Here is a 25,711-nt window from a genome sequence, read left to right on the forward strand (position 1 = left end):
TTACAATTATGAATAACTTAACATTAAAAATCGGAATTACAATTTTTTTATTTTTATTAATCATTGTTTCAGGTGTTTGGCTTGCAAAAACAGGACGACCTTTGAACAGTAAAATTTTTGCCGTTCATAAAATTATTTCAGTCCTAACAATAGTTTTAGGAAGTATTTTTATCAGCCAAATGTCTAAAAATTTTGGTATTAACCAACAAGAAATAATTTTCATAGTTTTAACAATCGTTTTTGTGATTTTAGAAATTGTAACAGGTGCAATTTTAAGTTTTGAAAAACCGATAAACTCAATTATTTTATATTTGCACAAAATTATTCCTGTTTTAATCCTGATTTTTTCGGGTTTAACAGTTTATTTATTGGCATTTAAGAAATAGAAGTATGAAAGGTTATAAAAGAATACCATTAAGTTTTGGCAGACAAATGGTTGCTGTTTCAGCATCCGTTACGAAAGAAAAAAATGCAATTCATAGCATTACCGAAGTTGATATTAGCGAACCACGAAAATTAATCAAACAACATTTTGAAAAAACCGGAACAAAACTTTCATTTACTTCATATATTGTTTGCTGTTTGGCAAAAACAATTACACTTTACCCTGATTTTAATTCATTTATAAAAGGTAATCAACTTGTTATACTTGATGATTTGACAATTAGTGTTTTGATTGAGAGAGAAATAAACGGCGAAAAAGTTCCTGAACCAATCGGAATTAATGAAGCACAAAAAAAAACGCTTATTGACATTCAGAAAGAAATCAGAAATGCCCAAGAAATAAAAAGCAATAAAATTGGTAGTTTGTCGAATTACAGTTGGATACGATTTATTCCAAAATTTTTGTTGAAATTATTTATTCGAATTGCAGAAAAAAACATAAATTTGGCTAAAAAATATGGAAAAGTTTGTGTTACGGCAGTTGGAATGTTCAGCAAAGAAACAGTTTGGTTTGTTCCGCACGGAAGTGCAACAGTTTTATTAACAGTAGGAAGTATAAACCAAAAAGTTGTAAAAATCGAAAACGAATTTGTTGAACGAGAGTATTTATGTTTGACAGTTTCATTTGACCACAACATAATTGACGGAGCACCGGCAGCAAGATTTATGAACGATTTGATTAAAATTATAAAAAGTGGCGATTTGATTAGAGAACTAAATTAAATAACTGAATGACAATAAAATATGAGCATAACATATGTTAGCCGATAATTGCCGGCTTTCGTGCCAACTTGATACTTTGGTGCTTTTAACGAACCGAAGTGCTAAATTAATACGAAAGTGCTGTAAATCCGGCAACTACGGCTACCATTTTCCGTTGGCAGCAAGCATAATTTGAAATTCCGTAAAAATGACAATTAATCCAAATAACAATATAAATTACAGTCTAGACAATTACAAAGAGTTAATCCAAACTCTTAAATCAATAGGACAAACTTTAAAAATCGCTAAAGGAAAATGTATTTTAACGGAAGGCGATGTAGTAAATCATATCTTCATCATTGAAAAAGGTTGTTTCAGAACATTTCGTTGGATAGACGATGAGGAAGTTACTATTGGTTTTAGTTTTGAGGGTGATATTGATACTTGCCCTTATGCCTTTATCAATCAACTAAAAAGTACAGACTGCATTGAAGCTTTAACCGACAGTCAAGTAATTAAAATTCCTCGTAGTGAGCTTCAAAATCTTGAAAGACAAAAGCCTGAATTGAACAAATTTACACAGATGCTTTTAAGCCACTACATTGAAATTCTCATTCAGAGAAATATTGACTTGCGAATAAAAAGTGCTGAACAACTTTATCAGGAATTGCACAAAAGACAACCAAAAGAAGTAGCTCAAATTCCGTTAATGTATATCGCTTCCTACTTAGGCATTTCAAAAGAAAGATTAAGCCGAATCAGAAAAAATTTCAAACCAATTGACTAAGGTCAAATAAGCTGAAAAATTGCTACCGTAATTTTGCAGTCAGATATAAAAACTTAAACAGACTTGCAAAATGTTAAAAGCACCAATTTATTGGGGTGTTAGTTTCTTACTCATCTTAATGAGTTGTAAGAAAAGCCCCATTGTACCCTCAAAAGAGGTTCTAACCGATAATCCCAAAACCACTTATTTGGACAAATTGGTGGATAATACCTTTAAAGCCTATGCTTCAAAAGTAAATACTGCTGGTTTTTCTATTGCCCTCATAAACGCTGAGCAAATAAGCCAATACAATTATGGTGAAACGTAACCCTTCGGCCACGAGCATATTTTAGGATGGGGTTGGGTTGCAGATATTTGCGCTTAAAATTTTTGGGATATGATTCGTAAAGAGCGCAAAGACAAAATGTTTTTTTAAGCTTGGCCAAACCCCATGAGCGGAGATTTGTACTTTTCACACCAAAAGCTGGGGACCCGGAGGGTTCGTACGTTTGCGACTCGAGCAAGGCAGGCTGCAACTGCCCAAACAAAGTAGGATGGGGTGAAAAACCAGATGCTGACTAAGCTGGTGATGATAATCAATGGTATTTCATGGAAAATGCAAAAAACAGCGATTTTATCGCATGATTTTGTTGGAACTAAGGTTTAAGGGGCATTCCAGCAGGTTGATTCTGTAATTTTGCGAAACAATCACTATTTCCAAAAGCACATCAAGCCTTACTGGCCGAGCTCAATGCTTCGTCAGGCTTGCACGGCAAGGACATGGTATCGGATATGATGCGCTGGTGGTCGAGCTCAAGCTGCTCACATGAACTTGCCCAGCTCAAGCGTATGCTATTGGTGCAAAGAGCGAACGGTTTGTGGCTCCAATCCCAATCAACTAACCCTTTCGAGCTGCCGGAACCTCAGAAACCGGAGCCCCAGACCCAGCAAATAAACTACACCCGTACAAAAGCCGGGCAAAAAGACAAGCAACAACCGCTTCGTCTTGGACTTCCGGCCCATTTGCCACGCAAACACAGGTCATCGAACCACAGACCTTCCTGAGGGCGCGCTTCATTGGTAGCCATCGGAGGTACTTGATACGAGCCTGGCAGCACATGCCAGGCATTGTGCCCCAAGTATGTGCTTGGTCAGAACCAGAACAACACAGATAGCCATAGCCGACTTCCAGCCTGCCTATCGAGAAGGTAATGCCGGGCAAGCATGTTGGCTCACCGATAGTGAGTAAATCGCAGATCACCTGCCATTTTACCGTCGGTACAAATGTTCAAACGTCGAAGCTTCAGTTGTCAGAGTCAACCATCAACGGATGGTTCAGCGCCAGCTGTCAGGTTGAACCGCTATACCATAGCCTGTGGCAAAGTTCAATCCTCGGCTACCTTCAGGCCGATGAAACGCCCATTGCAGTATTGACAAAGACAAGCGGGCTCAACACACAAAGGTTACCTCTGGGTGTACCACGATCCGATGGAGCGCCTGTGGTATTCGACTACCAGGGCGCGGACGCGAAGGCCCGGAGAAGTTTTTGAAAGACTTTAGCGGAGTGCTTCAAACCGATGGTTATGCAGCATACAACGGATTAAGACTCAAAGGCCATATCTTGCCTTGCCGCATGGCACATGCCAGACGCAATTTTGAAAGGCATTGGATAACGACAGCCAACGGGCTGAAACTGCCCTGTTGCTTATAGGCAAGCTATACCAGATTGAGCGCGGCAAAAGAGAATCACCTGAACCATGATGAGATAAAAATCCTCAGACAGCAACAGGCCCAACCTGTGCTTGAGCAGTTGCATCGGTGGCTCAGTGAGCAACATGCCGTGTCTTGCCCAAAGCGCCATTGGCCAGGCCATCACCATGTTGACCCTTTGGCCAAGACTGATAAGATACCCGATGACGGACGATATCAAATGGACAACAACCTGATTGAAAACACCATACGTCCTGTAGCCCTTGGCCGAAAAAACTATCTGTTTGCAGGCTCGCATGGGAGCAAAGCGCGCAGCCAGATTTATTCCTGTTAGCCATTAACTCAATGAAGTAGAACCTTTTGGCTGGCTCAGCCATACCCTCAGGTACTTCCAGCCACCGGCCAACCAACTGTACAACCCAAAAAAATCCAAAATAACAAGCAACACGCTCGTGGCCGAAGGGTTATGGTGAAACTAAATTGGGTAACAAAACCTTGCCCAACAACCAAACCCTTTACGAGATTGGTTCAATAACAAAAGTTTTTACGGCAATAGCCACTCATTATTGGGTTACCAATGTTAATGGAATGTTTATCACAACACCCATTGAAAATTTCTTGCCAACCAATCTTAAACCCAAGTTGTCGCTTAACAATACCAAAATAACGTTTAAACAATTGCTCAATCACACAAGTGGGTTTCCAAGAATCCCAAATGATTTGCCCAATAATAGCAACCCTTACAACGGTTATGACAGTACTAAGATGTATAACTACATTTTAAACAATAATTTACTTCGTACACCGGGAACTTTGCCAACAACCGAACAACAAGCTTTTAACTATTATAGCAACTTTGCATACGGACTAGCTGGAACTATACTGGAACGAAATCATAATCAATCGTTGAACACAATTTTTCAAAACTATATTTTCAACGACTTGAATATGACCCATACTACGCTCTATAACATAGAGAGTATAAGCAACAGGGCATATCCTCATAATAATTCAAATAATGCAACTTATTGGCATTTTTCAGGAATGGCAGGTGCAGGCGGGCTTAAAAGTTGTTTAGCAGACATGATAAAATTTGCACAAATGCAACTTAGCACAGCCGTTGGAACTTCCTATCAGATTTGCCAACAACCTACGGTGCAAATTAATGGCAAAGATTATTTCGGTTTGGGTTGGGAATACTACTATACAACAAATGGCAAACGCATCAATGTTAAAGATGGTGGAACAGGTGGCTTTACGGCATTTATTGCGTTTGAAAAAACTTCACAAAAAGCAATTGTAGCCCTATTTAACAATGAAAATACCAACGGAATGGCTACTCCTTTTGTAAATCTTTTGGAAGAATTTTTTAAATAATCAGAATACATAATGAAAAATGTAATTTTCCTAACAGGCGTATTATTATGCCTTGCAAGCAAAACCTTTGCTCAGACTGAAACTCAAAATAATGGTATTGCTTCTGTTTTTGGAAGTGGTAAAACAGAAATTCAATGGAGTGGGCTTCTAACACTTAATTATCACCAAAAAATTTCAAATGTGAAACCCGGAATTGCAATAGAAGCTACGATTAACAAACATTTTGTTGTAGGAGCTTTCGGTCAATTTACCACAGGTAATTTTGCAATGCCGTTTAAGGGCTACCAAAACAACATCATTACACAAGATTTTGGAATTATCATTGGTGCTACGCAAAGTACTGATAAACTCTTTCACTTTGGTGGACAACTCAAAGTGGGAGCGATTTTAATGCAAGCAGACAGCACTGCCGAAATCAAATTATCACACCCATTTACGCCCACCGCAAAAGACAACGGGATAACGATTTACCCTGAAATCAACGCTAATCTAAATCTTACCAAGCACTTAAAACTGCGAGCATCAACCGGATTTAATTTTCTGATGCTTAACAAAGAAACAGTTGTTAATGAACGAGATTTAGATACTTGGTTTCTCAATATGGCTTTAATTTTTAATTTTAATAAATAACATCTCAAATGAAAACTTCGTTAAAAAACATCATCTTATGTGTAAGTGTGATTTGTTCACTTTCATTCAATTTATTTGCTCAAACAGATAGTTTAACAGATAAGAAAAGGGTATTATATACCTTTGCCTATAATGAGCTTCCTGATAGTTCAAAAATTCCGCTTTTGGGTTTTGTAAATATCGCAGGCGGAAATCATAAGGGCTTACAGTTAGGTTATGTCAATATCACTAATAAGAGCTTCAAAGGCTTGCAATTAGGTTTTATTGATATTACAAAAGGCAATCTGAGTGGGTCGCAAATAGGCTTTCTCAATTTTGGGGCTAAAAACGTACAAGGTCTACAATTTGGTTTCGGTAATCATTCTAAACAACATTTAGAAGGCTCTCAAACAGGTTTCTTCAATCAGGTAAGAAACAATTTAAATGGACTTCAAACAGGTTTCGTAAACGAAGTAAAAGACAGCACCAAGGGAGTCCAAATAGGTTTTGTAAATGAAACTCGTAAGGACGCAAAAGGATTACAATTAGGCTTTATCAACGAAACCAAAGGTAAAATGACAGGTTGGCAAGTAGGTTTTCTCAATGTGGCTGATACTATTGAAAAGGGCGTTCCTCTTGGCTTCTTTTCATATATCAAAAAAGGCGGATATAGGGCTGTAGAGATTTCAAGCAACGAACTCTATCCAATAAATGTTTCTTTCAAAACAGGTGTCCCGATTCTATACTCTATTATTCAGGGAAGTTTTTACGGTCATTATAAAAATCAATTTGCAATGGGTACAGGTTTGGGTTCTTTGATACACTTAAAAGGAAAGTTATATCTTAATCCTGAAGCCACATTTCATTCATCATTTAGGTCAGATAACTTCAATGCCACATCATTGGCTATGAACCTTAGGTATAGTATAAACTCTAACTTACAATTGGCAGCAGGTTTGTCAGTAGTACAATTAAGCTATCCAAAAGACGGCTATCAAGAGCCATTTTTAAAATTTTCAAGATTTGAAATCAATGACAGGAATAGTTTTACTGTAGGAGCGAGGATTGCTGTTACATATAGTTTTACCAAACTCAATAAATGATTTCTTTGGAAAAATCAAAATTGTCTGTAATTGTCTTTTTTATTTTCAGTTTTGTTGTTCCTTGGATAGGTTGGAGCATTATGGCTCTAAAAGGGTTTAATCTATATTTATTCTATACATCATATGGATGCACCATTGGCGGTTTGGTGGCTATTTTTATTGAAAAAGGGAAAAGTGGTTTGTGGTCTATTCTGCAAAGTTTTCGTTTCAATGCTTCATTGTCTGCTTGGGGTCTGGCGGTTATATTTCCTTTTGTTTGGCAGTTCATTAGTTTTGTACTTTTTGGAGCCCTTTTTAATAACAATGGAATAGGTAAAGTAGAGCTCTCTAATTTTTCAAATCTATTTTCCTTGCATATTTTATGGTTGCTTACCACCGGACCACTTTCTGAAGAATTAGGCTGGCGGGGGTTTTTCTTGCCTAAGCTATTAAATAAGTATTCTTTTTTAAAGTCAAATGTAATATTAGGTTTAATTTGGTCTTTTTGGCATTTGCCCATCATGTATCAAAAATGGCTCACAATACCTTTGTCAGGCGTTTATTTTTTTGTGGGTGTCATTTGCTTTGCTTTTATAATTGGTATAATTTACATTATTTCAAACGGTAATTTATTTTTGTGTATCCTATCACATTGGGCTATCAATGCCACTCAAGAAATGTTTGGGTCAATATTCCCGGGCATAGAGTTGCCAAATGAAACTTTTTATGTTTTCAGTACTTTTATTTTGGTTGCTTTTACTATTTTACTTTTTTTTATATATAAACAAGAATTATTGAATAAAAAAGCCTTTTAGAATTTTTAAAAGATTGAAGTTTATGAGATTCGCATACGTTATTATCCCACTTTTACTTTTTAAGGTATTGAGTTGCAAAAATTCGTCAAATAATGAAAAGATTAAAGACGAGATTATCAATGTAGAAAAAAGTTTCCAGCAAATGACTGTACAAAAGGGTATTGCTGAAGCTTTCTATTTTTATGCAGATGACAATGCTGTTATAAAAAGAGAAAACGACACCCTCATCATAGGTAAAGAAAATATAAAAAGATATTATCAAGAACAAAACTTGAAAGACGTAAAAGTTAATTGGAAACCTGACTTTATTGAGGTTTCAAAATCGGGCGATGTAGCATATACTTATGGTAAGTATGTTTGGGAATTTACCAATGAGGCGGGGGCTGTAAAACAAATACGTGGAGTATTTCACACTGTTTGGAAAAAACAAAATGACGGTTCTTGGAAGTATGCTTGGGATTAAGTTCTATTTCAACTATTAGGGTTTAACTTTAATCTAAGAATGCCATCTGCCAACACGGGTAACCGTTGCACAACCTCACAAACTTTCTGTTTTCTCCTCTTAAAATTTTTTGCTTAATAATTTTAGTATTGCAATAAGCCTATACGGTTTATGTAAAACAGAATGCCATCCTGAACCCATTTCTACGTATAGCGATAATAAGGTTAGATAATCGTTGAAAAGCATAAAAATCGATGCCGGCATGTCGTCCCGTGGCTAACTTTACAGCCTTAACTGAAGTTTGGCGATGCTTAGTGATGAACCTGAGGTATTTTTCAGGTTGTAGCAAGTGGCCGCCAAAAGCACGTGTTTGTTGGCCTGTTTAATTCCTCTGGTATTTACGCGCCTCATGTTTAAGAAGTTGAGCAAAGTGCCTAAGACGGGCTCAACGGTTTTGCTTCTGATGCGAGACATCTTTCTGGCGTAACCGGGATTGCTTTGAAGCTTTTGGTGCATTTTATCAAAGAGTTCCTTGTGGATGCTGTCGTCAATCTTTTTAAACCGTGTCCTTTCTCCGCAGCATGCTTTGCGCAGTGGACATTTACCACAATCTTTTTCGCTGCTTCGGTAGGTGTTTTTGCGGTAGCCTTTGCTGTCGGTTTTTTCACCTTTATAAGTGAGGGAGGCTTTGTGTCCGCCTTCTTTGACGCATTGGTAGCGGTTTTCTTCTTTGATGAAGACAAAGCCTTCGCGCTGAGCCACATACTGCCCGAAGTTGGGCATCCAGGCATCAATACCGGCACGGTTGAGAAATTCAAGGCTTTCGCCGCTGCTGTAGGCAGCATCGGCCAGAATCTCTCCTGTTTGCAGGCCATGTTCTGATAGATTTTCTTCGGATAGCGACACAATCTGCTCAAGGCACTGGCTGTCGCGCTTGTCGGCAAAGTCGGCACAAGCACCTGTAATTACATGGTGGGCGTCGTCCACTGCCAGCTGGCCGTAATAGTTAAGCTGCCGCGGCTTGCCCGGTTTGGTGCTGATGCGTGCATCGGGATCGGTAGGACTGTAATGGGTATGGTTGCTCAGAAACCTTGGGCGAATCAGGTTTCCGTATTCGTCGGTTTTATCTGTGCCATGGTGGCCGGGCATATCCTTGTACGCTCTTTTCTTCCAGTCATGATGCTTTTCCACCAGCTTTTTACGGGCTGCAGTCACAGTCTGGCTGGGCTGAGGCATGGGTGCATCGCTGTTCTGGCTGAGTTCAAGAGCAAAGCACTCAGCATCGTCGAGCACTTGTTTTTCGACAAGGCTATCCATGCTGGCATTGGCTTTGATGAAAGCGCTGTCGACGGCTTGTCGTTTTCCGCGCACCATGCCTTTGTCGATACACTGTTTAAGAACGGCACGGAAAAGCCCAAGAAAAACCTCTTCTCCATAAAGTTGGCGGGTACGGCTTAGCGTACTGTGCCAGGGCAGCGGTTCATCGATGTCGTAATGTAGATAAAGGCGGATGTCGAGGGCGTTTGCGCAAAACTGCATGAGTTTACGGTCGGAATTGATGTTGTTGAGGTAGCCCACAAGGCAAATCTTGAAGAAGACAACGGGGTCGATGCTTTCCTGACCTTCGGTACCGTAAAAGTGTTTGGTGGACTGATACAGGAAGTTGAGGTCAAGTTCGCGGTGGAGTATCCGGTAAAAGTTGTCCTGAGGAACAAGATCATCAAGGCATACCTGATACATCAGTTTTGGTTGAAATTGTTTTCGTCCTTGCATGGTTAAATTTAGCGAAAAATGCTGAGATAACACGCAAATAATCCAAAAAAAATGGCTCATTTTATTTGACCCATACAAAGCTTTTCATAGCTTTGAAGCATGGAAAATATTGAGTTGTGCAACAGGCACAGCCGTTTGCCGCAATGGGGGTTGACGTGGTTAAATCAAGTGCAGTGCTTCTATCAACATATGTGCTTGGTTGACAGTGAAGTGCTCCGAAATCCCCCACTGCGGCAAGCGGCAAAACGTTATATTTAATTGCGTTTTAAATATGAAATCAGACGAGTTAATAGGCTATTGGATCCTGGAGCAACGAGAAGAAACTCCTGTTCAGGATAATCATTTTACAATATATGATAGAAGTTATGAAGTGGAAGAGCCTCAAATAGAAATACTTTATTTCAAATCAAATGAGAACAAATGTTTTCATATAGGAATTGAATTACTCCCATTGGAGGAACGCGAAGACTCTGATTATGAAATCACTTCCTTTCTTCCGGGGACATATGACCTTATTTCCAATACCATAACAATTCTGGAAAAAGGGACTATGTCTATAGTAAATGGAAAACTCTCAATAAAAGAGATAGCAGATGATTATAAATGTTATGAAGTCTGGATTAGATTAGCAGCAGAGTACGATAACTTAATAAAGTACCTAGACTCTGAACTCAATAACACATAACAGCGGGTATGAAGCAATAGCGGGTGATGCTTCGGCATGCTCAGCACAGCGCATGGTAAATCAAAGGTCTGTGGCTCTAATAAATTTTGTGCTAAACCAACAAGTCAGTGCTCGTAATATGCAACTGCACATACACACGGAACGTTATGGAACCTATTCATAGCAAAAATCAGGAGAGAATTTATAAGATTGAGAAAATTTGTGTCTTTAGAAAAACTAAGGAACTATTTGGTGGCTTATCAAATATGGCTTCTGGGTTTCCTTTAAAAATCAATGGTATTAGTATACTAACATCAGAAGCATTATATCAAGCGTGCAGATTTCCACATATGCCTGATGTACAGAAAAAAATATGCCTTGAGAAAAGCCCCATGTCAGCAAAAATGGTTAGTAAACCATTTAGATCACAATCGAGAAAAGATTGGGATAATGTTCGTGTTGATATTATGTATTGGTGTTTAAAAGTTAAATTGGCTCAAAACTTTGTTACATTTGGACAGTTACTCGAAAAAACTTGCAATAAACCAATAGTTGAAGAAAGTATCAAAGACCCTTTTTGGGATGCAATAAGAGATAAAGAGAATGAATCAATATTAAAAGGAACTAATACACTTGGGTGTTTACTAATGAAGCTTAGACAAGAATATAACTCTGAAAAAAGATATGAGTTACTATATGTAGAACCTCTTAATATTCCTAACTTTCTATTTTATGGTGAGCCTATTCAGATAGTTGACGAAAGACACAATTTTATTGAGGGTCTTTACAAATTTGGGGGAATAAAACCAAAATCAGATAAACAAGAAACTAAAAATATTCAGCAGATTGAAAAGAAAGTTTTTGAACAACCTGAAATTATTGTTGAACCTGAGGTAGATTGTAATGGTCAAATAAAACTGGACAGAAATTGTTAATTTTATAATTTCTGTTAATATGAAAAGACCAAGAAGAACATTTTCAGCTGCACTCGAGGCCAAGGTAGCTTTGGAAGCAATAAAAGAAGTAAGATGATTTCAGAGCTGGCCCAAATTTACCGGGCACATCCCAATTTGATAGGGCTGTGGAAAAGGGAATTTTTATTCAATGCCGAAAAGGTATTCGACACAGGAAGGTCAGAAATCGAAGACATCAAAAAGCTCAAGCAAGAAAATAATGAGCTGTTGCATCAGATCGGGAAGCTGACGGTGGATATCAATTGGTTAAAAAAAGCTGTTATGATGCCTATACCCATGCGAAAAGCTATGATTATAAAGGTGAAAGAGACATGAGTATTTGCAGACAGTGTGATTTGTTAGTCCTTTCGCGCAGCACATTGTATTATACTGCGTCAAAGGCAGATGATGAGGATTTAAAGCTGATGGAAGAACTGGATCGGTTATACCTTGAAGATCCGACACGCGGCACCCGGAGAATGACAAACGAACTCAGGAGGAAGGACTTTAAGGTAGGGCGGCACCATGTTCGCAGGTTGATGCAGACCATGCGCCTGAAAACGGTTTATTGCCGTCAACGAACAACAGTTATAGATCCGGGCAAATACAAGTATCCTTACTTACTGCGCAATCTCCGCATAGTAAAGCCCAATCAGGTATGGGCGCTTGATATTACCTACATCCCTATGCACAGGGGGTATATGTATCTATTGGTAATCATGGATTTGTAAAGTCAGTATATTGTGGGTTGGAGTTTATCCAATACGATGGAAACCGAATGGGTCGTCCATACCTTAAGCAAGGCAATCCGGCTCAATGGCAAGCCTGAAATAATCAACTCTGACCAGGGAAGTCAGTTTACCTCGGAGGAGTATGTCAACTATGTGAAAAGCCTGGAAACAGTAAAAATATCTATGGACGGAAAAGGAAGGGCAACGGATAACGCTTACGTTGAACGATTCTTCAGAACCATCAAATACGAAAAGATTTATCTTGAACTCCCTGATACCGGAAAGGAGCTTAACCAGGTTTGTGAACACTTTATTCACTATTACAACGAAAATCGGGATCATTCCTCCATCGGGGATGTCCCGCCAATGTTGATCTATAGGAGGGCAGCATGAGTTATAAACAAAAAATAGAAGTTGTGAGTCTCCCCCCGGCCCCCTCTTCTTACAAATACAATTATATTTGTTAAAAATATTATCCAGCCGAATTAGACCAGCTCATTGGCATGGATAAACAGCTATCAACAGCCCACTAACTGCCAAAAAAAGTAGAAAAATGAAAATCCTTCACACTTCCGATTGGCATATTGGAAAACAATTGAAAAAAGTTGACTTTAGCCAAGACTTAGATTACTTCTTCGATTGGTTGATAAAAACTATTCAAGAGCAAAAAATTGACGTTCTGTTGATGTCGGGCGATTTGTTTGACACGAGCAATCCTTCACAAGCTGCATTAAAGCAGTATTACGAATTTCTCAAAAAGATGATTACGCACAATGCCGATTGTAAAATCGTCATCACAGGAGGCAATCACGATGGGCCTTTAGCATTGAATGCGCCCAAAGATTTACTGCAAATCCTCAATGTGAGCGTGGTGGGAGGCGTAAGCGAAATGATGGAAGATATGTTTGTCAAAATCAACAAAGACAAAGAATCTTTGGTGGTTGCAGCCATTCCTTTTTTGAGAGACAAAGACATCCGAACGGCAACAACAGGACAGTCTTATCAGGAAAAAACGCAGCAAACCCGCGAAGGGATTCAATCATTTTTTCATAATGTAATTCAGCATTATCGTGACAACTATCAAAGTTTGCCATTCATCGTAATGGGGCATCTCTTCGTTCAAGGTGCTGCGGTTTCTGAAAGCGAAAGGCAAATTCAAGTGGGAAATCTTGCCGGAGTTAATGGAAGTATCTTTGGAACTGATCCTCATTATGTTGCCTTGGGGCATATCCACAAACCTCAAACCGCCGGAGCTCAACACGTCCGTTACAGTGGATCGCCCATTCCCTTGAGTTTCAGTGAAAAAAACGACACCAAGCAAGTAGTGATTTTGGAATGGAAAAATGATACTTTCGAGATCGAACCTGTTGCCGTTCCATCGTTCAGAAAACTCATTACCTACAGTGGAACTTTGGAAGAAGTAAAAGCCAAAATCAAAAACCACAGATCCGATAGTCATCTCAAAGATTTGGTGGAAATCATCGTGGAAGAAGAACAAGAAAATATGAGCATCACGCAGGAGTTAATAGCATTGGCAAGTGATCCCGGCAACGATAATTTAATAATAATCAGCCACAAACTCACTTTCAGAAATAGAGTGGACGGACTTGCAAGCCTGTTAGGCGAAACTGCCGATGTGCATAGATATAGCCCACTGGATATATTCAGAAAACGTATCGGATTAGACGAATCTATTTCAACAGATTCCGAATTCAGCCAAGAACTCGAACAAGCTTTTTCCGAAATCTTAGACGAATTAAATCAAGAACCAAACGAATAACGCTATTCCTGTTTACCGATAAATCGGTACAGGTGTGGGACAGATTAGCGAACAAAAAAAATTTAACTATGAAAATACTATCACTAAAACTCAAAAATATCAACTCCTTGAAAGGAGAGCAAGAAATCAACTTTGCCGAAGGAATACTGGCGGAAGCAGGATTGTTTGCCATCGTAGGACCTACGGGTTCGGGTAAGTCCTCCCTTTTGGATGCTATCACCCTTGCGCTGTACAACCGAATTCCGAGGGTGCAAGGTAGCATTACCAAAAATGTGATTCAAGAATTGGGGGTCATTCTTACCCAACACACCACGGATTGCTATGCAGAAGTTCATTTTGAAGTGAAAGACAAAAAATATCGTGCGCATTGGAGTATAGAGCAAAACCGAAAAGGCAACTTAAACGAGCGTAAGCACGAACTATCCGATTCCGAAACAGGAGCTATCATCACCAACTCCATTTCCGATACTCCCAAGGAAATTGAAAAAATCATCGGGCTCAGCTACGAACAGTTTGTGCAATCTATGATGTTGGCGCAAGGGCAATTTGCCAAATTTTTGCAAGCCAATCAAAGCGAAAGAAGCAAACTTTTGGAAGAAATCACCGGAGGGCAGATTTATCGCAAAATCGGAATGAAAATTTTCCAAAAACATAAAGAGTTCAAAGCCAATCTGGAAGACAAACAAACGCAACTCAACGCAGTGCAAATCTTAAGCGAAGAAGAAAGGAAAACTTAAGCCAACAAGTCCAAGCGTTGGAAAAAGAAGCCAGGCAGTTCGAGGAGGAAGCTAAAGTTTTTGCAGCCGATATCAACACACACAAGCAGATACTAAATACCCAAAATGAAATTCAGAAAAATGAAACTGCACTAAACAATGTGCGGAAGGAAATCGAAAACAAAGCTTCAGAAAAAGCGAAACTCGAAACTCACGACCAATTGGTGGTTCACAGAGATGCCTTGCAGCAAATCAAAAGTTTGGAATCCGAATTTCAACAAGCAAAAACACAGATAGATAATCAAAAATCTAAAAAGCAAACTGCCCAAACCCAAAAAGATCAAGTATTGCGCCAAGCCGAAAAATTGTTGGTAACCATAGTTACCGAAAATCTATTAGAGCATGAGCTTCTAAAATTTACCGAAGAAATATCTAAACTACAACAAGAGGAAACCGACAAACAAAAAGAGGCACTCGCACTCAAAGCAGACATTGACAAGCAAATCAAAGCTTTGGCAGTAAAAGGCACAAAATTAGAATGGAACGCTTCTTTATCAGAGCAAATTTCCCAAAACATCCATCAAATCAATGACCACAAAACTGATTTGGGCATACAAGATGAAACCCAACTCCAATCCCAACTTCTCCACCTCAATACCATCAGCAGCCAAATCTCCGATTTCCTCCCTGTGCAAAGGGCTTATTTGCTAAAGCTAGAGAGATTTAACTCTGCTAATCAAGAACTTACAAGCTTAGAAGAAGAATCTAAGGCAGAGCTTGAAAAAATAGAAACCTACAGCAAGGCAATAAGCGATAATGAACCTGAATACCAAAAACTCAAAGCCGAAATAGAGCTGTACAACAAACATAAAAGCTTGGAGCAATATCGCGCTGAGTTGGTAGAAGGCGAACCTTGCCCATTATGTGGCGCTACCAAACATCCGTGGGCTACCGAACCCATCCAGGATTTGATGCAAGAAAAAACCGCTCGACTTCAAACCCTTGAGAAACTCATTCAATCCAACAAAATCAATTGGGAAGCAAGCAAAAAGTTGATGGATAAAAACAAGATCATTATTCAACAAAAAACCGATTGGATCAATAAAGAAGTGAAAACACTCCGCGAAGAAGCCGCCGGATTAGAAGCCGTAGAAAAAAAACTAAGATCACTCCACACCCCTACAAACATTGACCATACTTGGGAACAGGAATTGCAGCGCATCAACAGGCAAATTGGGGAGCTGCAAAAGTTCAAAGACCAACTCTTTGCCTTAGATTTGCTCAACGAACTGAGCCAAAAACTAATTCAACACCGAGAAGCCCAAGAAGCCTACAACGATTTGAAAAATCGAAGAGAAGCACGCTACTCCGGTATCAATATCCACAAAGATTGTGCTGACATAATAAACAATTACAAACTCGCATTGCAGGCGATACAAGCCGCAACCGAGAGCATAGCCGAGTGGACCCAAAAGCAAACTCAGGTTCAAAACTCACTCCATACACAAATCCAAGATTTGTTGGCAAAAATCCAAACCAAAGGCATACAAACTTTGGAAGAATTGGCAGAAAAGATTTTGACCGAAGCTCAAGCGCAAAGCATCAGGCAGGAAATCCAAAAGCTCGACAACCAAGTGACCGAATATGAATCAGCCCTCAAGGTTTACAACCATAACTTAAAAGAACTCCAAGCCCAAAAGAAAACCAATCGCAGCCTCGAAGAGCTCAACGACCAGCTACAAGAGCTCAAGCAAAAACGCACACAAATCACCGACCAACTCGTAAACTGCAAATTACAGCTCCAAACCGACTTTCAAAACCAAGAAAGGCATCAACGCCTGAAACAAGAATTAGATACCTTGACAAAAAAGCTCAAAACATGGAAAACCCTCAACGACCTTTTGGGCGATGCTAAGGGAAATACATTTGCCAACTTTGTACAAGACCTTACCCTTCGACAACTTTTAGTTTATGCCAATCAACGCCTCCGAAACCTTACCCAACGCTATCAGATATTCCTGCCCGACAGTGCCGAAGGAACCGACACGCTCCAAATCATAGACCTAGACTTGGGCAGCACCCGCCGATCCATTAGTTCGCTCTCGGGTGGCGAAACCTTCAAGGTGAGTTTAGCAATGGCACTCGGACTCTCCGACCTTGCCGCACAAAACGTAAGGATAGATTCTCTCTTCATAGATGAAGGATTTGGCAGCCTTGACCCCGACTCTCTCAACGAAGCCATCTCCCTACTCGAAGAAATGCAAAGCAACACCCAAAAATCCATTGGCATAATCTCCCACGTAAGCGAACTCAAAGAGCGCATCACCACCAAAATCAAACTCACCCCAACCGGCAATGGCTACAGCAAGATTTCGGTGGAGTGATTAAAAGAAGCTTAAAATCGATTCGACGGTTGAATGAAAATATATGAGAATTCATATATTTTTTAAATTGTAAAAAGTCTGAAAATGCAAATACCTTAAAAAAAAGTTTTGCCCTAATTATACCAAAACGGAAACTTAACAGATTTGCTTTGTTTAAATCGCATAAATTTCATAAGTCTATTGTAAAACAATAACAGCCAATATAGTGAGAAAATATGAACACTCAGAGAGCCGCAATATTTGTACTTACAGCAGGTTACACTATTGCACACATTTACTGGTCTAATTAAACTTAACAAAAATCAATTCCCATGCCGAAGCCGAATGTTTTATGGATAGTATTTGGCCGATTGCCCCACCATCGGACATTTTTACGAAAAACTGTTCAGGCTCAAGGAGATGATGAATACGGATGCAGCCCGCCGTATGGCTGAAGAACGGCACAACTTTATGCTGATCTGGCTGGATCGTTTTTACGAAGAATGGGAGGGCAAAGCCTGAACAAGGCGATCAGGCCTGCACAAAGGACGGATACTCATTTGAGCATGGCACGCGAAAAAATGTGTTCGGGCATGGGTTGATCAAAGCTTATCTCTTTGATTTTAAACAGGGTGCCCTCGCCTTGTTTAAGCATATCGCGATAAAGCATCTCAACCGGGAACCATCGCCGGCCAATCTGCCTTACTTCCAGTGTTTCGGCCCGGCGCAGGAGGGTGCCGCTTCGGGCGTACATTTCCTGTTTGAGGGGCACAAATCGTTCGGCGTCCACCCACATGCGCTGGCGGTGATAGGCCACATCAGGCACTTTGGCCGTCAACTCAAGAATAACAGCCGGTCGTTCGCCCATCAGCTCATTGCCGACGATCTGAGCTTCGTAAATCTGTGTCAGGCGACGATCTTCCATCATGTCTTCGTACGAAAGGTCGCTGCCCATAACCGATTGCCTGAGCATGTGTCCGCTAATCTGCACCGTTCGGTCGGCCTGAGGAGAATACATCCAGAGCTGGTCTTTGATTTTCAGCATTTTGGTGCCTCGCTCGGCAGCCGGTGAGAGGTATTCTGTAAAAGAACGCTCGTTTCCCACTGCCCAGGTTTTGGCCTCCAGGGTGCGGCTGGCACGCCTGGTCTTGATGGTCATTTCGCTGTGCACGATACGGTTGTCCGAGCTGAGATTTGCCTCCACCTTTTGCAGGATTTCGTTGGCATTCTGGCCTGAGAGCTGCGGCACACTCAGCATGCAGCAGGCCAAAAGATAATTTAACTTGTTCATTGATAGATCTTTAAATGTTATACAACTTCGAGTTCCTTAAACAGATTTGCTGTTTGGCGGCGGAAAATGGCCAAACCCGCCAGCATGGCGCCAAGGGCTGTGGAAAGAATGCCCGGAAGAAATCCGATGTAATAATCTGCCGGGGTAATGCGGGCACGAATCACATCGGGAAACATCACGGCAGCGCCCTGCATCATCCCTGAGATATCCAGCCCGTAGGTTTGCAGCAACCAGGCAAAGAACAGTCCGAGCAATGTACCGCTTACCGAGCCAATCAGACCAATCACAACCGACTCCAGCACCAATGTCCAGTACACATGACGCTTTTCTTCGCCAATCGCCAGCCGCAGCCCCATTTCGCCATAGCGCCTCAGACCTGCAAGCAGACCGGCATTCCACAGTACCAATGCCATAGCCAGCACGAATATCAGGCTGATGATGAAGCTCCAGGTTTCGGACATCAGCACATATTGTCCGAGGGTTCCCTGCTGGCTCAAGGCTTGCATGAACGGTGCATACTCATCATCTGAATCATGCAATTCGTTGAAAGAATGAGCTATAGCCAGCGCTTCCTTGTTGTGATAGAAACCACCTGGCAGAAATCCGAGCAGTGTGGTGGCACCGTCGTCCATCCTGAGCCATGCTTGTGCATCGTCCAACCGGCAAACGACCATGCCGCGGTCGAGCGCCTCGGTACCAAACCTGATGGTGCCCGACACCTGAAAATTAGCCATGGCCATGCTTCCGAACGCATCGTTGCCAATCAGGGTAAACTGGTCTCCGGGCTTGAGTTGCAGTCGTTGAGCAAGGGTGTGACTCACAAGCGCCTCGGAAGGATGTTCCGGAAGCCTGCCTTCGGTGAGTGCACGCTGTAAACCCAGCCTTTCTGCCTCCATTTCTCCATGACCAATGGCTTCCAGTGCCATGCCCGAAACAATACCCTGAGCACGTGTATTTCCTTCTGCGTCAGGCACATCAATCATTGCACCAAAGCTGATTCGGGGCACCCATGCCGTGCCGGGCCATTGTTGTTCCAATGCTTCCCTGAGCGAGCTCACCTCTGTGAGCCCCACATCGGCCGATTGCAACTCAGGCTTTTCGGCCAATGCCCTGGTGAGCACCTTGAGATGACCGCTCGAAAACCGCGCATTCATCTCGATGGTATCGCCCATAAATCCGGTGATATAGGCATGAAGAAACACCGTGAGGGCAACGCCTGCCGTGACGATGATCACCGGAAACAGGCTGCGGTTTCGGTCGCGCAGCAAACCTTTTATCAAAAACCTGATCATTGTATTTTTCCTTTTAATGCATCCACAGGGTTCATCCTTGCTATTTTTCTAGATGGCAGATAACTTACTATGGCTGTGGTAATTGTGACCAACAATACCGTAGCAGCCACCAGTCCGGCGCTGTACACAGGATACAGGGTCTGAGCCATCGACATGCCAAAATCACCTGCATCCACAGGCAAAGTCCAGCCGGCTTTGGCCTGCCATGCAAGCAGTGGCAAACCATAAGCCATCGACAGAAGGGCTGCCAGCAGAGCATACATGGTTCCTTCGATGGTAAACAGGCCCACGACCTGAAGTTTGGTGTAGCCCAATGCCACATAAGTGCCTATTTCGCGTTGCCGGCGGAAGATGGAGAGCACCTGTGTGTCGAAAACCGCCAGCATGGCCAGCAGCAGAAGTACTCCAAATAAGATGCTTTGTCCGGCTGTTTTGGTGCGTATCATCTCGTCCACTTCGCGGGTGAGCCATGCAAAGGTTCTGAGCACCCATCCTTCGGGCGGGTCAATGGCCTGGTGATCACCGCTGAAAACCAAAATGCTCGCTTCGCCGGGCAGCCCGAGCATCTGCTGAAGTTTTTTCAGGTCCATATAAATCTGCGCTGTTTCGGCAGCTGGCACATTGGAATGAAATATTCCGGCAATGGTGACCTCTGCTGCATCGAAGGTGCCATTGGCATCGCGCCAGCGCAGGGTAATTACATCGCCTTCGCTCAGCCCAGCGGTGCGGGCAAGCATGCCCCCGATGACCACATGAAAGCCCGAGGTGTCGAAAAGATGGGTCGGGATTTTCAGCACCTGCTGGTCAGCTGGCAGCCCACGGAGAACCACCGGCAGCATCCGCCCCTGGGGGTAGATGGTGGCCTGGGTAAGCAACTGAGGCACAAGATTTCCTGCTTCAACATCTTTCATAAAGACCTGAGGAACAGGCGCATGGCTTTCGGTGAGTGTAAGCGGATCGAAGGGGTCGTAGGCCTGATGCCAGTATTGTCCTGCCCCGATCTGCCAGTCGGCCATGTCGCGCTTGGCCTGGTAGTCCCATCCTGCCATCAGTCCCTGCATCCAGATGATCAGCACATAGGTGATGCTGAGCACAAACACATTGAGCCAGGTGCGCAATCCGGCCCCCAAAAGATTGCGGATGGCCAGTTTTACTGCTGTTTTCATGGTACGACGGTTTTTTCTGCTTTCACTGCAATGTCATCGGCCACCTTGCCATCGTTGAGGATGATCTTCCGGCTGAGGTAGGAGATTACCTTTTCGTCGTGGGTGGCAAAGACGAAGGTGGTGCCGGTGAGTTCGTTGATCTTCCGCATGGTTTGCAGGATGTGGTGCGAGTTGGCCGCGTCAAGATTGGCCGTTGGCTCGTCGGCAAGCACCAGCCTGGGCTGTTTCACCATGGCGCGGGCAATGGCCACACGTTGGCACTGACCACCTGAAAGCTGCGATGGTTTGCTTTTGATCTTATCCGTCAGGCCTACCCACTCCAGGGCCTGCATCACCAGGCGGTGGCGTTCGCCCTGCGACATGTGGAGCAGAAGAAGCGGAAACTCCACATTCTCATACACGGTGTGCACTGGCAACAGGTTGTAGCTCTGAAAGATAAATCCAAGTTGAACTAAACCGCCCCCTTTCGGAGGCGGTAAAATTCTGGTAATTTTAGGGTGCAAACTTTAAAACTTACCAAAATGAAAAAGAATCATTCTCAACTTGTTGAGCGGCTTCTCCGTGAGATGCAACTCAGAAATTACAGCCCAAGAACCATACATACTTATGGCGAGCTGATGTCAAAGGTAGAAAACTTCTTTCATCTGCCTATTGACAAAATTACAACAAATCAATTCAAAGATTATCTTCACCGGCGTATCACGCAGGAAGGTATTTCCACATCCTGCGTTAACCAGTACATCAGCGCTTTTAAGATCTTGCAAACCGATGTACTTAAACACAACTGGGAGGACATAAAATAAAACGCCCACGGCGCACCAAAAAGCTTCCGGTTGTGTTATCGCTTGCCGAAATAGAAAAACTGATCGCTGTTACACAAAACATTAAACACCGTGCCATTTTGATGCTGGCATACTCTTCCGGCCTCAGGCGTGAGGAAGTACAATTGATAAAGCCTTCAGCCATTGATTCGGCACGTATGCAGGTGCATGTGGTTCAGGGCAAAGGAAAGAAAGACCGCTACACAATCCTGGCAACAAAAACCCTCGAGATCTTAAGGCATTATTATAAGTGCGAAAGGCCTTCATGCTATCTTTTTGAAGTCCGCGGAAAAAAAGGAAAGCCCCTGGCAGATCAGACCCTGAACACTATTGTTAAGAAATCGGCCCTGAAAGCTGGCATTAAGAAACAAATCTCCTTTCACACCCTCAGGCACTGCTTTGCTACCCATTTGCTCGAAAAAGGCGTAAACCTCCGGCTGATCCAGCAATTTCTCGGGCACACTTCACTGAAAACCACTGCAGGGTATCTTCACCTGGTAACCATCAACCCCGCCAGCGTTGTTTCTCCATTGGATTCCATGAATGTGTAAGGTTTGAATCCGATGCAAAATACTCGCCAGCGCATTGAGCTTGCAGATATTTTCAGCAGCCATGCCAAATCATTCCTGCAACATCACCAGCTTTGCCCCCAACAGCAAAAAGCTTTCGATGCCATCATCCGCTGCCGCACCGCTGCACTTGGCGGACACATTGACCGCTGCGATAGTTGTGGCTACCAGCGTCCATCATACAACTCTTGCCGTAACCGCAATTGCCCCAAGTGCCAGTTTGTTAAGAAAGTGCAATGGGTTGATAAACTGGCAGCCAACCTGCCGCCGGTAAAACATTTTCATGTGGTTTTTACGATCCCACGTTGTTTGCACCAGCTCTTTTTCCTGAATCAGAAAAGTGCATACGCTTTACTTTTCAAGGCTGCCGGACAAGCCCTGTTGCAGTGTGCCCTGAACCCCGCGTTTCTGGGTGCACAAGCCGGGGCGGTAGCCATCTTGCATACCTGGGGACAAACACTGGTGTACCATCCGCACATACACATGATTGTCCCGGCAGGAGGGCTTTCAGAGGATCAAATGGAATGGAAAGCATCGGGTAAAAAGTTCTTCCTCCCGGTAAAAGCCCTTAGCCAGGTATTCCGTGGCATACTTTGCAGGCTCATTGAACATGGCATTGCTAACAGCCAGATTCGTTTACCGGATACAACTGAGGATTTTAAATCATTGAAAACCCAATGCTACAGCAAAAACTGGGTGGTGTACTGCGAAAAACCCTTTTCAGGCCCACACAGCCTGATTCAATACCTGGGCAATTACACCCATAGGGTTGCTATCTCAAATCAAAGACTGATACAGTGTGAAAATGAAAAAGTCAGTTTCTCTTACAAAGATTATAAGGCAGCAAGTATGAGAAAAATAATCTCGCTTGATGTAAAATGAGTTCATCCGCCGCTTTATGCAACATGTGTTGCCAGAGGGATTCTATAAAATCAGGTATTTCGGATTTATGGCCATGTGCAACATGAAAGAAAAGCTTGCCAGGTGTATTGAGCTTATTGATAAAGCTACTTTCCTGCCGGCGCTTGTGGGATTAACGGCTTTGGAAGTATGGCGCAACATCACAGGTAATGACACCTTGCTCTGCCCAAAATGTAAAACCGGAATCATGAAACCTGTACCTGCTGAGGTTGCCGGTATGTTGAAACCCGGATAGATAAGCATTTACCCATTTCGTTCATTGACAAATTTCCATCATCTCAATGGCTCATCAGCCATCATGGGATTGCTATGCCCTGACTACAAAAAAAATCCAAGATTATCAATCCTTTACATCTATGAAAAAGAAAAAGTCAAATTAAAGTAACCCCGAAACAGCCAGGCCAAAAAAAGCATTCATAGAAAACCCATAGCCAGGCGGCTTAGTCCAACTTCATTTTATTCATCATTTCCCACGTTTTTCTGTTTAACCCACAGCAAGTACTTGACTTCTCTCCCCTTTGGATTATATTTGCAGGGAAACGATGAATAAAATGCTTATCGTTCGCTGCGTCTGAGCATGGCAGCTTCGCGTGCGCCCAGCCTGCTCACCGGATGCCCAAGCACATGCACTTCGCCCTCGGTGGGCACATCGAGCGTCCCGATGATATTGAGCAAAGTGGTCTTCCCGGATCCACTGGGACCAATCAGCCCGGTAAACTCCCCACGTTCAATGTGCAGACTAATGCCGTTGATCGCAGTAAAATAGGATTTCCCCACAGGAAACCGCTTTACCAGGCGGTCGATTTCTACAATTTTTTCGTTCATGGTTTTGGTTTATATACAGTTAGAAATGAATAACATACATACATTGTACCCCCGTTCCGCCAAAAATTTGCAGGTCGTCGCGTCCAGGGAGCAATGCACTTTCCGGATTGGCCCAGGCCATAAGCTGCAACATGCCTTTGGTCAATGTATGCTCGTATTGTAAAAAGGAATAGGGCTTTCCGTTTTTCCAATCGTAATAGGCCAACAGCCTGAAGCGATTGAAAAAATCGAGCGGATAGCTCAACGATGTAGCAGCAAAAGCAGTTTTTTCGGGCATGGATTGGAACCGGCTGCCGGCCGCGACAAACATCTGTTCGGCCACCACATTCAAGCCATTACCCAGGCCAAAGGTATAATCGGCTCCAACGGTTATCATTGCAAGATGCGTAACAGCGCCGGCATGTCGGTTGACTCCACTCAGCGAAAACTCATACCACAATCCGGGACCCAGATCCCATTTGCCATCCAGCCCGAACTTGTAGCTCAGCAATCCCTTGCCGGAGTCCATCAGCGCGCCGCTGTAAGGTTCGGAGCTGCCAAGGTTTACAGCCACACCCATTTCGCCTTTGGGAACAGCCCACTGGAAACGACCTCCGGCCTCGGGAAAATATTTCTTTGGAGGCAGGAGATCCCAGACGCGGGCTTTGCCGTCGGGCAGATTGACCCATATCCACAAGTTGTTCTGCGTACCGAAATACCACTGCCCAAGCGCCGACCACTGGCCTTCGGTGATTCCCAGGGGGTCGAGCGGATTGAGCCGGTCGAACCACATGAGCGGCCGAAGCAGGCTGGCCGAACCGAAATTGATTTGCTGCAAACCGAGCCTAAGCGAACGCGTGCTGTCGGCAAGGCGAATCCAAAAGCGGTAGGGCTGCAAACCGGCTGAGGGATGATCGTCAAGCGGTATAAGCGCCTCGTGTGCAAAAAGATAGGCCGAGGCCTCGGCATTCAGCTTAAGTGCATCAGCTTGATGTGTCAACCGCAATCCTGGCAGGAAGCGAAACCCCGCCAGCAGCTGCTTCTCATTGCCCGGAGCTGCCAGCGACCATGCGGAAAACTGCCCCGCAGATTCGAACTTTTGCTGGGCCTGCACACTGAGAAACAACAACATGCATAAGCCTGTGAACATTCCTTTTCTCATGCCATCAGTCCTTTTGTCCGGCAATGCCAAATGCCAGCAGTTTTGAAAGTTCCATGATCATTTGTTCCGGACCACCGGCGGCAGCAATAAACTGCTCATCCGCAGCCAGATCCATCATTTTCTGGCTAAAGGCCAGAAAGAAAGGCAGGTTGAGATCTGCACGAAACACCCCTTGTGCCTGATTGTGGTGAAACAACTCCAGGGTTTCGCGCCAGGTTTCGGCCGAGAGCTTTTCTACATACTCGCGCAGGCCTGTGTCGTTGTGCTGGTAAAAATCGAGCAAAAAATCTTTGCTGATGTGCTTAGCCGAGGCCGCCTTGAGCTCCAGCATGCGCTTAACCTTTTCCGGACCAGGCAGATCCGAACGCATCAGCTCACGAAAGTCGGCCATGGCCTGCTCCACCTCATGCGAAAATACCGCTTTGGCAAGTTCTGTCTTGTCTTTGAAATAGCGGTAAAACGTCATGCGACTCAAACCCGCTTTGGCACAGATCTCCTCCACCCCTACCCTCCGGAAACCATATTTCCAGAACAAATCCTTACCAGCCTCGAGCAGCATTCGTTCAGATTTGGACATTTTTTTCATTTGTTTACATTTTTGATGCAAATATACATTATTTGTATCATTTATCAGTATTTATCACTTTTTTTTTGGACTTTCAGTCACAGTTTTATGGCCATTTCTTGTTCCTAAAATGCAACAAACTGATTTTCAATGTATAAATGCTTGCGATTTCCGCAAAGGCTAAAGCATCTGC

The 25,711-nt window shown here is 42.9% G+C and carries 34 protein-coding genes; 26 read left to right on the top strand and 8 right to left on the bottom strand.

Annotation, left to right across the window (positions count from 1 at the left end):
* Positions 1-8: 8 nt before the first annotated feature.
* The 13 genes from IPM52_04395 (at position 9) to IPM52_04455 (ending at position 7,968) form a co-directional block, all read left to right on the top strand.
* Positions 9-386: a hypothetical protein gene (locus IPM52_04395; protein ID MBK9290849.1), complete on the top strand. Its 378-nt coding sequence runs from the start codon at positions 9-11 to the stop codon at positions 384-386.
* Between the two features lie 4 nt (positions 387-390).
* Positions 391-1,167: a 2-oxo acid dehydrogenase subunit E2 gene (locus tag IPM52_04400; GenBank protein ID MBK9290850.1), complete on the top strand. Its 777-nt coding sequence runs from the start codon at positions 391-393 to the stop codon at positions 1,165-1,167.
* Between the two features lie 187 nt (positions 1,168-1,354).
* Positions 1,355-1,933: a Crp/Fnr family transcriptional regulator gene (locus IPM52_04405; GenBank protein MBK9290851.1), complete on the top strand. Its 579-nt coding sequence runs from the start codon at positions 1,355-1,357 to the stop codon at positions 1,931-1,933.
* A gap of 70 nt (positions 1,934-2,003) precedes the next feature.
* Positions 2,004-2,240: a hypothetical protein gene (locus tag IPM52_04410; protein MBK9290852.1), complete on the top strand. Its 237-nt coding sequence runs from the start codon at positions 2,004-2,006 to the stop codon at positions 2,238-2,240.
* A gap of 437 nt (positions 2,241-2,677) precedes the next feature.
* Complete coding sequence (locus IPM52_04415; protein ID MBK9290853.1) at positions 2,678-2,977, top strand: hypothetical protein; 300 nt, start codon at positions 2,678-2,680, stop codon at positions 2,975-2,977.
* Positions 2,978-3,219: 242 nt separating this feature from the next.
* Positions 3,220-3,462: a hypothetical protein gene (locus IPM52_04420; GenBank protein ID MBK9290854.1), complete on the top strand. Its 243-nt coding sequence runs from the start codon at positions 3,220-3,222 to the stop codon at positions 3,460-3,462.
* Entirely contained in the window at positions 3,459-3,623 is a 165-nt protein-coding gene (locus IPM52_04425) for a transposase (GenBank protein MBK9290855.1), read from the top strand. Before IPM52_04420 ends, IPM52_04425 begins: the two co-directional genes overlap by 4 nt.
* A gap of 15 nt (positions 3,624-3,638) precedes the next feature.
* Positions 3,639-3,956 (top strand): transposase, encoded by a 318-nt coding sequence (locus IPM52_04430; protein ID MBK9290856.1) that lies wholly within the window; start codon positions 3,639-3,641, stop codon positions 3,954-3,956.
* Positions 3,957-4,117: 161 nt separating this feature from the next.
* Positions 4,118-4,999: a serine hydrolase gene (locus IPM52_04435; GenBank protein MBK9290857.1), complete on the top strand. Its 882-nt coding sequence runs from the start codon at positions 4,118-4,120 to the stop codon at positions 4,997-4,999.
* Positions 5,000-5,011: 12 nt separating this feature from the next.
* Positions 5,012-5,629 carry a hypothetical protein gene (locus tag IPM52_04440; protein MBK9290858.1) on the top strand — a complete coding sequence of 206 codons (618 nt, stop codon included), beginning with the start codon at positions 5,012-5,014 and terminating at the stop codon, positions 5,627-5,629.
* Between the two features lie 8 nt (positions 5,630-5,637).
* Positions 5,638-6,711, top strand: a complete 1,074-nt coding sequence (locus IPM52_04445) for a hypothetical protein (protein ID MBK9290859.1) — start codon at positions 5,638-5,640, stop codon at positions 6,709-6,711.
* Entirely contained in the window at positions 6,708-7,505 is a 798-nt protein-coding gene (locus tag IPM52_04450) for a CPBP family intramembrane metalloprotease (protein ID MBK9290860.1), read from the top strand. Before IPM52_04445 ends, IPM52_04450 begins: the two co-directional genes overlap by 4 nt.
* Positions 7,506-7,527: 22 nt before the next feature.
* A complete protein-coding gene (locus IPM52_04455; GenBank protein ID MBK9290861.1) occupies positions 7,528-7,968 on the top strand; it encodes a nuclear transport factor 2 family protein in 441 nt (146 codons plus the stop codon).
* Between the two features lie 261 nt (positions 7,969-8,229).
* Here the strand turns inward: IPM52_04455 and IPM52_04460 are convergent, their stop codons facing one another.
* Complete coding sequence (locus IPM52_04460; GenBank protein MBK9290862.1) at positions 8,230-9,687, bottom strand: IS1182 family transposase; 1,458 nt, start codon at positions 9,685-9,687, stop codon at positions 8,230-8,232.
* Between the two features lie 304 nt (positions 9,688-9,991).
* Between IPM52_04460 and IPM52_04465 the strand changes: the two genes are divergently transcribed.
* The 9 genes from IPM52_04465 to IPM52_04505 all read left to right on the top strand — a co-directional run bounded on the left by IPM52_04465 (position 9,992) and on the right by IPM52_04505 (position 17,449).
* Positions 9,992-10,405 carry a hypothetical protein gene (locus IPM52_04465; GenBank protein MBK9290863.1) on the top strand — a complete coding sequence of 138 codons (414 nt, stop codon included), beginning with the start codon at positions 9,992-9,994 and terminating at the stop codon, positions 10,403-10,405.
* Between the two features lie 146 nt (positions 10,406-10,551).
* Positions 10,552-11,319, top strand: a complete 768-nt coding sequence (locus IPM52_04470; GenBank protein ID MBK9290864.1) for an NADAR family protein — start codon at positions 10,552-10,554, stop codon at positions 11,317-11,319.
* A gap of 93 nt (positions 11,320-11,412) precedes the next feature.
* Positions 11,413-11,673 (top strand): hypothetical protein, encoded by a 261-nt coding sequence (locus tag IPM52_04475; GenBank protein MBK9290865.1) that lies wholly within the window; start codon positions 11,413-11,415, stop codon positions 11,671-11,673.
* The gene (locus IPM52_04480; protein ID MBK9290866.1) at positions 11,670-12,068 is read left to right on the top strand and encodes an IS3 family transposase; all 399 of its coding nucleotides are present in this window, start codon (positions 11,670-11,672) and stop codon (positions 12,066-12,068) included. Before IPM52_04475 ends, IPM52_04480 begins: the two co-directional genes overlap by 4 nt.
* Positions 12,069-12,104: 36 nt before the next feature.
* The gene (locus IPM52_04485; GenBank protein MBK9290867.1) at positions 12,105-12,461 is read left to right on the top strand and encodes a transposase family protein; all 357 of its coding nucleotides are present in this window, start codon (positions 12,105-12,107) and stop codon (positions 12,459-12,461) included.
* A gap of 160 nt (positions 12,462-12,621) precedes the next feature.
* Complete coding sequence (gene sbcD, locus IPM52_04490; GenBank protein ID MBK9290868.1) at positions 12,622-13,848, top strand: exonuclease subunit SbcD; 1,227 nt, start codon at positions 12,622-12,624, stop codon at positions 13,846-13,848.
* Positions 13,849-13,916: 68 nt separating this feature from the next.
* On the top strand, positions 13,917-14,585 hold the full coding sequence (locus IPM52_04495) for an AAA family ATPase (protein ID MBK9290869.1): 669 nt from the start codon (positions 13,917-13,919) through the stop codon (positions 14,583-14,585).
* Positions 14,586-14,602: 17 nt separating this feature from the next.
* Positions 14,603-16,948, top strand: coding sequence for a hypothetical protein (locus IPM52_04500; protein MBK9290870.1), 2,346 nt, complete (start codon positions 14,603-14,605; stop codon positions 16,946-16,948).
* A 342-nt stretch (positions 16,949-17,290) separates the two neighbouring features.
* Positions 17,291-17,449 (top strand): hypothetical protein, encoded by a 159-nt coding sequence (locus IPM52_04505; GenBank protein ID MBK9290871.1) that lies wholly within the window; start codon positions 17,291-17,293, stop codon positions 17,447-17,449.
* A 34-nt stretch (positions 17,450-17,483) separates the two neighbouring features.
* On the opposite strand, the gene IPM52_04510 is transcribed toward IPM52_04505, so the two are convergent.
* Genes IPM52_04510 through IPM52_04525 form a run of 4 tightly spaced genes read right to left on the bottom strand, consistent with a single transcriptional unit; the run spans position 17,484 to position 21,179 of the window.
* Positions 17,484-18,218, bottom strand: coding sequence for an outer membrane lipoprotein-sorting protein (locus IPM52_04510; GenBank protein ID MBK9290872.1), 735 nt, complete (start codon positions 18,216-18,218; stop codon positions 17,484-17,486).
* A 17-nt stretch (positions 18,219-18,235) separates the two neighbouring features.
* The gene (locus IPM52_04515) at positions 18,236-19,510 is read right to left on the bottom strand and encodes an FtsX-like permease family protein (GenBank protein ID MBK9290873.1); all 1,275 of its coding nucleotides are present in this window, start codon (positions 19,508-19,510) and stop codon (positions 18,236-18,238) included.
* Complete coding sequence (locus IPM52_04520) at positions 19,507-20,676, bottom strand: FtsX-like permease family protein (protein ID MBK9290874.1); 1,170 nt, start codon at positions 20,674-20,676, stop codon at positions 19,507-19,509. The genes IPM52_04515 and IPM52_04520 overlap by 4 nt, the downstream gene beginning before the upstream one ends.
* On the bottom strand, positions 20,673-21,179 hold the full coding sequence (locus IPM52_04525; protein ID MBK9290875.1) for an ATP-binding cassette domain-containing protein: 507 nt from the start codon (positions 21,177-21,179) through the stop codon (positions 20,673-20,675). The genes IPM52_04520 and IPM52_04525 overlap by 4 nt, the downstream gene beginning before the upstream one ends.
* Before the next feature lie 18 nt (positions 21,180-21,197).
* On the opposite strand from IPM52_04525, the gene IPM52_04530 reads away from it, so the two are divergent.
* From IPM52_04530 to IPM52_04545, 4 genes are read left to right on the top strand one after another with little or no spacing between them, the layout of a single operon-like run.
* On the top strand, positions 21,198-21,479 hold the full coding sequence (locus IPM52_04530) for a phage integrase N-terminal SAM-like domain-containing protein (protein ID MBK9290876.1): 282 nt from the start codon (positions 21,198-21,200) through the stop codon (positions 21,477-21,479).
* 32 nt (positions 21,480-21,511) lie between these two features.
* Entirely contained in the window at positions 21,512-22,048 is a 537-nt protein-coding gene (locus IPM52_04535) for a tyrosine-type recombinase/integrase (GenBank protein MBK9290877.1), read from the top strand.
* Positions 22,049-22,060: 12 nt separating this feature from the next.
* Entirely contained in the window at positions 22,061-22,948 is an 888-nt protein-coding gene (locus IPM52_04540; GenBank protein ID MBK9290878.1) for a transposase, read from the top strand.
* A gap of 16 nt (positions 22,949-22,964) precedes the next feature.
* On the top strand, positions 22,965-23,222 hold the full coding sequence (locus IPM52_04545; GenBank protein ID MBK9290879.1) for a hypothetical protein: 258 nt from the start codon (positions 22,965-22,967) through the stop codon (positions 23,220-23,222).
* Positions 23,223-23,542: 320 nt separating this feature from the next.
* Here the strand turns inward: IPM52_04545 and IPM52_04550 are convergent, their stop codons facing one another.
* The 3 genes from IPM52_04550 to IPM52_04560 are packed head-to-tail and all read right to left on the bottom strand — an operon-like array spanning position 23,543 to position 25,539.
* A complete protein-coding gene (locus IPM52_04550) occupies positions 23,543-23,812 on the bottom strand; it encodes an ATP-binding cassette domain-containing protein (protein MBK9290880.1) in 270 nt (89 codons plus the stop codon).
* A 19-nt stretch (positions 23,813-23,831) separates the two neighbouring features.
* The gene (locus tag IPM52_04555; protein MBK9290881.1) at positions 23,832-24,953 is read right to left on the bottom strand and encodes a hypothetical protein; all 1,122 of its coding nucleotides are present in this window, start codon (positions 24,951-24,953) and stop codon (positions 23,832-23,834) included.
* 4 nt (positions 24,954-24,957) lie between these two features.
* On the bottom strand, positions 24,958-25,539 hold the full coding sequence (locus tag IPM52_04560; protein ID MBK9290882.1) for a TetR/AcrR family transcriptional regulator: 582 nt from the start codon (positions 25,537-25,539) through the stop codon (positions 24,958-24,960).
* Positions 25,540-25,711: the final 172 nt, after the last annotated feature.

This window comes from Bacteroidota bacterium (assembly GCA_016715945.1).
GTDB lineage: Bacteria > Bacteroidota > Bacteroidia > Bacteroidales > F082 > JALNZU01.